Below are 10,691 nucleotides of genomic sequence, written 5' to 3' on the forward strand. Positions count from 1 at the left end.
CCCTTATTCTTCAGGTTGATAACTTGAAGCTTCCATAATAATTGGTAAGACTACCGGACGGCGCTTCGTTTCTTGATATAAATATTTACCAATTTGCTCGCGTAAATCTTGTTTTAATTCATTCCATTCAAAGTCTTCGCTCGCTAAATGTTTATCCAAAATATCTAAAGTCATTGTTGAACACATTTGTAAGATTTCAATGTTTTCTTTAACATAGATAAACCCTCGAGAAGTAATTTGTGGTCCAACTAACACACGACCTAAGCGACGTGAAATAGTTGCGACAATCACAAAAATACCTTCTTCACTTAAAATGCGACGATCACGTAAGACTACACTTCCGATATCACCAACGCCAATGCCATCAACTAAGACATCACCCGCTTCTACTTGTTGCGTAATTTGGAAACGTCCTTTATACAATTCAATCACATCGCCAACTGCTGGTAAAATCAGTTGATCGTCTTGATACCCCAATTGTTTGGCTACATTCGCATGAGCATGTTGCATGCGATACTCACCATTAACCGGGATAATATATTTAGGCTTTAAGAAACTCATCATTAACTTTAAATCATTACGACTTGCATGACCACTAATAACAACCTTATCGGTAATTTCTTCAACGGTCGCGCCACAACGATAGACACTATCTTTAATACGAGCCATTGTTGTTTCAAAGGCTAATGAAGGTGTTGAAGCGATATACACTAAATCACCTTGTTTAATTTTAACTTGACGGTGATGGCCTAAAGCCATTAATTCGATGGCTTTTAATGGTTCACCTACATCGCCAGTCTCTAAAATTAACACTTCATCGTCCGGTGTTTTATCTAGTCGCTTAATTTGACCTAAAACACGTTTACTTGGAATTGAAATCTTCCCTAATTCAATCGCTAAATCGACAATGTCATATAATTCTTGACCGGAGAAGAAAATCGTACGATTTGAACGATAAGCGGCTTCCAATAATTGTTGAATCCGTGAAATATTACTACCTACACTCGCTACAATGACACGTCCTGGTGCATTCGTAAAAGTTTCCGTTAATTCTTCAACGACCTTATGGTCACTAATGCTATCAAAACTTGATTCCGCATTGGCAGAATCACTTAATAAAGCTAAAACTCCTTCTTCACCAATATCAGTCAAACGACCAAACTCAGTTCGATACATTGGACTAGCGGCTGGATCAAAACGGAAATCTCCAGTATAAACAATTTGTCCCTCATCGGTATGAATCACAATCCCCACCGAATCAGGAATCGTATGGGTCGTTCTAAAGAAACTAACCTTTGCGTCTTCAAACTCAATTTCAGTCTTCTCATCAATTTGAAAAAAGCTATCTAAACGATCAGCCAAGCCACGTGCTTTCGCTGAGATAGAAGCAATCCCAATCGTAAATTCAGTCCCAAAAACAGGTACATCTATTTCATCTAATAAATACGGTAATGCTCCTACGGCATCGGCATGTCCATGGGTTAAGAAAATGCCTACCACCCGATCTTTATTGTCAATTAAATATGAAAAGTCAGGAATAACAAAATCAATCCCCAATAATTCTTCTTCAGGATAAACTAACCCGCAATCTAAGACGAAAATCGAATGATTCACCTCAACTGCGTATAAGTTTTTCCCCTCTTCTCGAACCCCACCTAAGGGTATAATTTTTATTTTACTCATTTTACACCTCGAAATATATTTTAACTGTCTAACTCATAGAATGGGCAATTAGTAGAAATTTGAATGATTTTCGCTTCGTCTGCCAACCTCGCACAGTCGGGAGTAGTAAAGAAGTAGAAAAACGATTGAATTTCGCTTCGTCTTATGCCCACTTTCTAAGGACATCATTTAAGACCACTCAACCACTGCACTTTTAATTATCGAGCAATCACTGGATTGCATTTATACTCAATCTCTTTGAGACGCAGTTAATACCACTCAATCACTGCACTGTACGATAAAAAGATGGAACTAAACGAAATTTTTAAAGTTTATGCCCAGTCCTAGTTATTTAAAATTATAACACATTTATCCTACTGATAGTAATAAGTTATGTAATAAAACAGTAAATATATAAAAAAGCATTTGTGAAAACGATATTATCTTCATGATTTTTACTGAGCAGTTTCCTTTAAGGAATAATCAGTCTTTGTTACAATTAATGAGACAATAGGAATAATTACATATTAATCAAATAATCGTCACTATCAGATGTTTTTCCACAATCTTAATTGTTATCGTATCACAATCTAAAAAATTAACGAAAAGAGGCCATTAGTATGACCTATTTATTACTATTTTTAGAAGGTATCTTAACCTTCATTTCCCCCTGTTTGTTACCGATGATTCCTTTATATTTAGCCTATTTTACTGCTCAAGATGAATCCAAATCAACATTTAAAGAAGCATTAAAATTTGTCTTAGGCTTTTCTGTCGTTTTTATCGCGATGAGTGTTTTCGTTAGTACAATTGGCAAATTTATTATTATTAACCGCCAAACAATTCAAGTGGTGACTGGACTGCTATTAGTCTTACTAGGTATTGACCAGCTGCTAGGTCATCGTTTTTCACAAAAAATATTTAAGGGGATGCAAACCAATCGACTGCCACTCAATCCCTTTATTTTTGGAATGTTATTTGCAGTAAGTTGGACGCCTTGCGTCGGTGTCTATTTAGCGTCGGCTATGGCCTTAGCTCTCAATGCCGACCATCAAATAGAAGCGGTACTGCGTATGATGACTTATGCCTTAGGTTTAGGAATTCCTTTTATTTTAAGCGCACTATTTATTAATGAAAGTAAAGATGTCTTACAACAAATCAAAAAACATACTCATCTTATTCAAACCATCTCAGCCATACTATTAATTGGCTTTGGCTTATTAATCGCAACGGGCTATATTTATCAAATTTTACCGGTCTAATAGGAGGAACAATCTATGAAACGTCTTACCATTTTAGGACTTAGTTTAGTTTTCATTTTTATCTTAGCTTTTACTTTACAACAACAATTATCAAGTTCACCCAAAACAGAGTCGTCACTTACTTCTAGCCAAGAAACAGCATCTGAAACTGACCAATCTGTGAGCAATCAAGCAATATCTGACAATAATGAACAGTCTACTATTGACGCAACCAATAATGAAACTGATCAAAATTCTACTGTAGCTGACTCAAATGAAAATAATGAAGCTACAACCGAATTAGTCACTTATCATTCTAATCCTGATCAAACAACTCAAGAGTTGCCGATGATTGAGACCACTCTGGAAACAACCACTATTGCTGAAATGGCTCAAGAAAAAAATCTAATTAATACCGATTTACCAGAAACCGTTATTATTGATCAAAATGACCAAAAATATTCCTTGTATCGCTTACTCGATCGCCCGACTATTATCAATGTTTGGGCCAGTTGGTGCCCTCCTTGCCGTGAGGAAATGCCCTACTTCCAAAAACAGTACGACTTACATCATGAAGACATTCAATTTATCATGTTAAATGCAACGCTATCGCGACCAAGCGAAACTGAAGAAGCAGCTAAAGAATATTTAAAAGAATTCAACTACACTATGCCAATTTATTATGACTTAGGATTTAATAATCAAGTCAAACTCGAAACTGCCATCTTACCGTATACGATTGTCATCCATGCGGATGGTAGCTTTGACCGTTACCCTGGCCAAATGAGTGAAGAACAATTAATCGAAATTATTGATGGTTTACTTGCGGAATAAACGGAAGTAAAGAACGACAGGTAAACTATCGATGCATTTTTAATCCGTCTGCCCTTCTCTATACACTTGGAAGTTAGCCAGAGTAGAAAATCGCATGATTCTTGCTTCATCTGAGCTCCCCGTACAGTTTGGGTATAGACAATTGGACAATGCACGCTTCGTCTGACCTCCCCATGTAGTTTGGGAGTAGATAATCGGACAATGCACGCTGCGTCTGACCTTCTTGAAAAGTGAAATAGTCTCAAACAAGTCATTAAGATGCCGTTTGAGACCACACAATCACTATAATATAATATATACAGATAAAACCACACAAAATTTTTACCAGCCACTGTGAAAATACTAAAATAGTGCTGGTGATATTTTCTACTAACACTAAAAATTAAAAACATTCGCAAAGAAATACAGGCTGAAATTCGTATTACATAACGGATTTTAGCCTGTATCTTTACTTTTTTCTCATACTATATGTTTAGCGAATCCCCACAATAAATAGCCTTTCTCTTGTGGGGTTACACTAAATATTGTAGCGCCTTTAAAATTCTAGCACCTACATTATTTATTTTCTTTTAACAATGCTTCAAATTCATTTAAGCGTTGCTCAAAGACATCTAAAGCAGCATCGATATAGTCACTTTGTGTCATATCTAAACCAGCTGTTTTAATAATGTCAATTGGGTATTGGCTACGACCAGCTTTTAAGTAACCTAAATATTTATCCAATGCGCCCTCTTGTCCTTCTAAAATCGCTTTTGAAAAGGCCGTTGCAGCAGAAAATCCTGTTGCATATTGGAACACATAATAATTATAGTAGAAATGAGGGATACGACTCCATTCTAAAGCAATCTCAGAATCAGAGTTCACAGCCTCACCATAGTATTTACGGTTTAATTCACGATAATTATCTGATAAAAATTGTTGAGTTAAAGGTTGACCGGCGGCATCAGATTGATACATAAAATGCTCAAATTCAGCAAATTGAGTTTGACGATATACAGTCCCTTTCATACCATCTAAGAAATGATTGATAATATATAATCTTACTTGTGGATCTTCATATTTTTCTAATAAATAAGCGGTTAATAAGTTTTCATTAGTAGTCGAAGCAATTTCCGCTAAGAAAATAGAATAGCTACCATAAGTATAGGGTTGATTTTTATGTGTTAAATAACTATGGGCACTATGTCCTAACTCATGTACTAAAGTATATAACCAGTTGACATTATCTTGCCAGTTCATTAGGATATAAGGTTTCGAATCATAAGTCCCTGAAGAATAAGCGCCTGAACGTTTGCCTTTATTTTCATATAAGTCAATCCAACGATCTTCAAAAGCTTCACGCATAATCGCTAAATATTCTTCTCCTAATGGTGCTAACGCTTCTAAAGTAATTGATTTTGCTTCTTCATAAGTCATCTTAATCGGTGCATCGCCTAATAAAGGTGTGTACATATCGTACATTTCTAAATCTTCTAGACCTAATAACTCTTTACGTAAACCAACATAACGATGTAATAAGTCTAAACGTTTATTAACAGTGTCCACTAAAGTATCATAGACCGATTCTGGAATATTATTAGTAAATAAAGCTGCTTGACGTGCTGATTCAAATTTATGCACTTTAGCATCATAATTATTCACTTTAATATTCGTTGATAAAATAGAAGCCATCGTATTTTTAAATTGATCGTAAACTGAGTAGAATTTTTCAAAAGTCTCTTTACGCACACGACGGTCAGAACTTTCTAAAAATTTACTATATAAAGAATGCGTTAATTGAACTTCTTTGCCTTCTTCATCCTTAATGGTTGGAAATACTAAATCCGCATTGTTTAATAAACCAAAAGTATTGCTTGCCCCTTGGAATACTTCACTTGCTTGAGCTAATAATAACTCTTGTTCTTGTGGTAAAACATGCGCGCGACCACGACCCATATTATCTAAATGTTGTTGATAATGTTTTAAACGATCATTTTCGTCGATAAATTGAGTTAAGGTAGCTTCAGGAATGGTATTCAATTCTGGTTCGAAATAAGCGACTGTTTCCCCAAATTGACCATATAATTGAGTTGCTTTGGCATACATTTCTTGATAGGTGCTGTTAGTAGCATCTTGGTCATTTTTTAAGTGTGCATAAACATACACATTAGACATTTTACGCGCTGCTTCGCCAATTAAATCTAAGGCATCTGCTAATACTTCTGGCCCTTCTGCTAATTTTCCACTAAATTCAGCTAATTTGGGAAACATGGCTTTGACTGCTTCAGCATCCGCTTCTTGCGCCGCGTCATCAGCATACATGCTTGTTAAATCCCAGGTATATAATTCATTCATCTCTTCACGTGACTTTAATGTTGACACTTGAATTCCTCCTTATATTTCACATGGTTAAATTTTATCACATTGACCTTTTACTTTCCAATGATAGTGTCATTTTTTCTCATATAAAAAAGCAAACAATGATATAAAGCGGAACAAATGTCTTCCAATGGTGATCGTTGGATTAAGGGTAAAGTCGCTAATCTAATCTTCTTTTCATTCACTAATGCGATTAAAATTTGATGAATCGTCATTACCGTTATCGGTCGCTTTGCTCGTTGCAACCGTGCACACACTAAAGAGAGAACCATCCACATCGGTGTCTCAATTAAAAAAGATTGCCACTGATACTGAAAAATCCAATCGGGTATCCTATCGATGGTTGTGCCAGCTTCATGTAATTGATGCATCACAACTTGATAAGCCGGATTTTGCTGATAGGCACGCTTAGTCATTGGCACTTTCTCTTGTGCTAAGATTTTTGATTTGAAAGAATAAGGTCCTCCAAGCTGTCGTTCAAATTGATTGAGCCAACCACTGGTCAATGGTATCACCTCACGCTGGCAGTACCACGATTGAGGCGAAAAAATAATCGGCAACTGACTATAACGTATTAACACTCGCTTCTTTTCATCCATCCCAAGCCAATAATATCCCCAATCAGGATGATAATGAAGCAACTGTCGTTGCCAAGTAGATACTCGGTGGCTTTGCCAATATTTTAAATGGGCAATCCAATAGATTTTAGGCGTAATCGATAAATAAGCTTGATGACGTTGCGAAAGTAAATGAGATGAAATAACAGAATTTTGAAACTCTAAAATAATCGGTGGCTCGCCATGATACCAACAATCGACCTGCTGATTAATGGTCGGTAACCAAAATTCAAGCTGTGAATTAACACTGCCTAAGGCTAACAGTCTTTTACCCTGTTGATGAATTGCACCTTCACCTTTCAACTGCCTGCCTTGAGAATTATCGGACTGACATTGCACCAAATGGGCAAAAAAATAATTACCTTTACGACTTCTTTTTAAAATCACCGGTTGCTGACAAACAGGACAATGAAAGGTACTTTGTAAAGCAAAGGCTTCTTGAGCATAAATGAGTTGACCGGCTTGATCGATGGCTGCATACAAATAAACACCCCTGCTTACAAATACGTAAACAAAGGGTGTTTTACTTCTATCATAAATATTTACCAAAGTAAGCCAAAGTGTCATCTTGACGAATTAATTCACCATATTCTTCTAAAACAGCAACGGTTGTAGCGGTACCTTCACCAAATTCTTTCATCTTCATAATCGCATAAACTGACTCTTCTTCTAAAATGAGTGGTTCAATATTAGTGATAACAAAATAATAGTGTTTATTCATATAATATAAATCACCTTGAATTGGCGCATCAACCTGCTCTCTAGCAAATTTAATAAAGCCATCTAAATCCTCAAAGCGCACAATATTATGATTAGGCAAGACTGAGTTTTTCGCTTTATCTAAAGCCTCTGAAAGTAAATCACTTAGATTTTCTGGTGATTTTGTTGCTTCATCGTCTTCATCGTCAACGTCTTCGATAGCTGGTTCTTCTTTCCTTTTATTAGTAACCGCTTCGCTTTGTTGTCTTCTTCCATGGATTCGTTTTAAAACTTCTTCATCGAAGAGACTATCAATATCCTCAAAGTCTGAAAGGCTGATATATAATTCAATTCCGTCATTACTTGGAATTACTTGGAATGTGATAGCTTCTGAATCATAAAATTGACGCTCAACGTCAACCTCTTCCAAGATAGAATAAAAGAATTTTTCAACACTCTTTTGATCACTAATCAAGTCTAAAAAGTTGATGCCTCTTTCTTCTAAGTCCTCAACGTCAATATAGACCTTAATTAGATTTTCATTAATTCTTTCCATTTCCATCTACTTCACCTCCAATTAGTTTCACTCTAAATTATACAATAGATAAACACAAGTCTCAATAGACATGCATGGGAATATAATAGCAATAAAGCCCACCAATTACAAGCTTTTTTCCTCAAACTAAAGTTTGAATTATTAAAATCCATTCAATAGTATTTTATATAAATTAACCAAGCAAATTTTTTCTATTTCTAAAGGACTAAAAATTAAAAAAGAGAATTTTTATCGAAACTCTACCATCTAGATACTAAAAAGTGGTAACTTTTTTATAAATTCACGTTACGCCTCTTTTGTCTTACACATTTAGCTTGGTATGGTGAGCGTCTCATTTTAACAATAATAAAAGTGAAAAGAAAGCACAAAAAAGCCGGAACAACGTTCCGGTACTAATTTCAATATTCTTATTCATTAACAAGGGCTTGCGCACGCGCTAATTCTAAAGCACGAACTTCCCTTGGTAAGAAACGACGAATTTCATCCTCATTAAAACCAATTTGAAGACGTTTTTCATCAATCATAATTGGACGACGTAATAAACCTGGCTCTTTTTGAACTAAGTCGAAGAAGTCATTCAAGGGCATTTCACTTATATCAATATTTAATTCAGCATAAGCTTTCGAACGAGTTGAAACAATGTCCTCTGTTCCTTCTTCAGTCATTCGTAAAATAGCTTTGATTTCATTTAAAGTTAATGGCTCAGTAAAAATGTTACGTTCTTGATATGGGATGTTATTCTCTTCCAACCATGCTCTTGCCTTACGACATGAAGTACAACTTGGTGTAACGTATAATGTTACCATATATGATCATCCTTTCGATCAATTCCGATAGAAACGAGTTACACGTTGGTTCGCCAATTACAAGTAAACTTTTATTATCACACACCACAAAACCTAAAAAAGATCATGAAAATAATCTTTATCGTTTACGAGTAATATTACCAACTATTAATATTATAACACCGGAAAGAATTGATTACAACCCAATTTTTGAAAATGATTAACAAGATTAAATAATTATTAAGTTTTCAGACTGCGCTTTCACAGAAAAAGTTTGTGCATATTTTCTTTTATTAGACTAAACTTGACTATTGAATTAAAGATAGTTAATATTATTATAGAACTTTGTAAACACGATTATATCAGCCTATTAATTAAAGTGTTTTCAAATAATGAGAGCTTTATAATCTGATAAACAAATTTGTGATTAATACCACTTGTATATATTATTTATTTATAAGCACCTTTGAAACTTAACAAATATTTAATAAAAAATAATGTAATAAACTAGCAGTAAGAGAGGATTTTTTGATGAAACCAACAATTTTTTCAGGTGTTCAACCGACAGGAATTCCAACATTAGGTAACTATATCGGCGCAATGAAAGGCTTCGTTGACTTACAACATGACTATGACGCAACTTATTGTATTGTTAACCAACATGCTCTTACGGTGCCTCAAGATCCAGTCAAATTAAGAGAACAAACCTTACAATTAGCAGCCCTTTACTTAGCCTTAGGAATTGATCCAAATGTTGCGAATATCTTCGTCCAATCGGATGTGCCTGCTCATTCACAAGCGGCATGGATGGTCATGTGTATGACCGGTTTAGGTGAATTAGAACGCATGACTCAGTTCAAAGACAAAGCTACGAAACAAGAAAGTGTTGGTGCTGGTTTATTAGTCTACCCTCCATTAATGGTAGCCGACATTATATTATATGATGCTCAATATGTGCCAGTTGGTGATGATCAAAAACAACATATTGAATTAACCCGTAACTTCGTTGATCGATTCAATGCTCGTTTTGGCGATGACATCTTAGTAAAACCTGAAGCCATCTTCCCTAAGGCAGGCAGTCGTGTCAAAAGTTTACAAGATCCATTATCAAAAATGAGTAAATCAGACAAAAACGAAAAAAGTTTCATCTTATTATTAGATGAACCAAAAGCTATTACTAAAAAAATTAAAGGCGCGGTCACTGATTCTTTAGGAACCGTTAAATATGACGAAGAAAACCAACCCGGTGTCGCAAACCTCTTAAATATCTTCTCAAGTTTAAGCGGGCGCACTATTGATGATTTAGTAGAAGATTATGGTGACACTGGATACGGTCGTTTCAAAGGTGATTTAGCCGAATTAGTCGTTGATACTTTAGCACCTATTCAAGAACGTTACCGAAAATTATTAGTCAGTGATGACCTACGTGACATCTTACATACTGGTGCTCAACGTGCGAACGAAAAAGCGTCTGCTACCCTCGCACGTATGGAAAAAGCAATGGGAATCGGCTACTAATATGGTATTAGGTGACTGCCATTACTTTAAATAATTGACCTCACAGAATGGTTTTGTGAGGTTTTTTAGTTTTTTGTTCATTGATATGAGGTTAGGCATTTTAGATCATTGCTAGGAAACACTTTAAGTATACCATTTACTTTCTTCTATTTAATTGATTGCGCAGTGTTCTCAAACGGTGACTAAATGAGACTAAACATTAACTTAATTAATTCAGTCAAGTATTGGTCGTAATTAAAAGCGCAGCGTTAAGTGGACTCAAAATAAGTCTTAATGACTAATTATTATGCTTCTCGACTGTTCTTAGTTGGCAGATTAACCCAGAATTATTCAATTTTTTAGTTCTTGCCTCCCCCAAAAATGTGTTCGTTTTCTAGACGCAACGAAAATTATGTAAATGCTAATCTAAAAGTGGTCCAAT

General features: G+C 35.3%; 8 protein-coding genes. 3 read left to right on the top strand and 5 right to left on the bottom strand.

Annotated features, from left to right (window positions below):
• Positions 1–3 precede the first annotated feature (3 nt).
• Positions 4–1,683, bottom strand: a complete 1,680-nt coding sequence (locus HMPREF2811_RS07740; protein WP_071408841.1) for a ribonuclease J — start codon at positions 1,681–1,683, stop codon at positions 4–6.
• Between the two features lie 599 nt (positions 1,684–2,282).
• Here HMPREF2811_RS07740 and HMPREF2811_RS07745 point away from each other — a divergent pair.
• Together HMPREF2811_RS07745 and HMPREF2811_RS07750 are read left to right on the top strand one after the other, a co-directional pair.
• Positions 2,283–2,924: a cytochrome c biogenesis CcdA family protein gene (locus tag HMPREF2811_RS07745; protein ID WP_071408842.1), complete on the top strand. Its 642-nt coding sequence runs from the start codon at positions 2,283–2,285 to the stop codon at positions 2,922–2,924.
• Between the two features lie 15 nt (positions 2,925–2,939).
• Positions 2,940–3,737 carry a TlpA family protein disulfide reductase gene (locus tag HMPREF2811_RS07750; RefSeq protein ID WP_071408843.1) on the top strand — a complete coding sequence of 266 codons (798 nt, stop codon included), beginning with the start codon at positions 2,940–2,942 and terminating at the stop codon, positions 3,735–3,737.
• 555 nt (positions 3,738–4,292) lie between these two features.
• On the opposite strand, the gene pepF is transcribed toward HMPREF2811_RS07750, so the two are convergent.
• The 4 genes from pepF to spxA form a co-directional block, all read right to left on the bottom strand.
• The gene (gene pepF / locus HMPREF2811_RS07755; protein ID WP_071408845.1) at positions 4,293–6,071 is read right to left on the bottom strand and encodes an oligoendopeptidase F; all 1,779 of its coding nucleotides are present in this window, start codon (positions 6,069–6,071) and stop codon (positions 4,293–4,295) included.
• Between the two features lie 77 nt (positions 6,072–6,148).
• Positions 6,149–7,195 (bottom strand): competence protein CoiA family protein, encoded by a 1,047-nt coding sequence (locus tag HMPREF2811_RS07760; protein ID WP_066124480.1) that lies wholly within the window; start codon positions 7,193–7,195, stop codon positions 6,149–6,151.
• Positions 7,196–7,244: 49 nt separating this feature from the next.
• Complete coding sequence (locus tag HMPREF2811_RS07765) at positions 7,245–7,973, bottom strand: adaptor protein MecA (protein WP_071408844.1); 729 nt, start codon at positions 7,971–7,973, stop codon at positions 7,245–7,247.
• Between the two features lie 401 nt (positions 7,974–8,374).
• Positions 8,375–8,773: a transcriptional regulator SpxA gene (gene spxA, locus HMPREF2811_RS07770; RefSeq protein ID WP_066124485.1), complete on the bottom strand. Its 399-nt coding sequence runs from the start codon at positions 8,771–8,773 to the stop codon at positions 8,375–8,377.
• Between the two features lie 510 nt (positions 8,774–9,283).
• Between spxA and trpS the strand changes: the two genes are divergently transcribed.
• Positions 9,284–10,270 (top strand): tryptophan--tRNA ligase, encoded by a 987-nt coding sequence (trpS, locus tag HMPREF2811_RS07775; protein WP_066124487.1) that lies wholly within the window; start codon positions 9,284–9,286, stop codon positions 10,268–10,270.
• Positions 10,271–10,691 lie beyond the last annotated feature (421 nt).

The organism is Globicatella sp. HMSC072A10 (genome assembly GCF_001811625.1).
Taxonomy (GTDB): domain Bacteria; phylum Bacillota; class Bacilli; order Lactobacillales; family Aerococcaceae; genus Globicatella; species Globicatella sanguinis.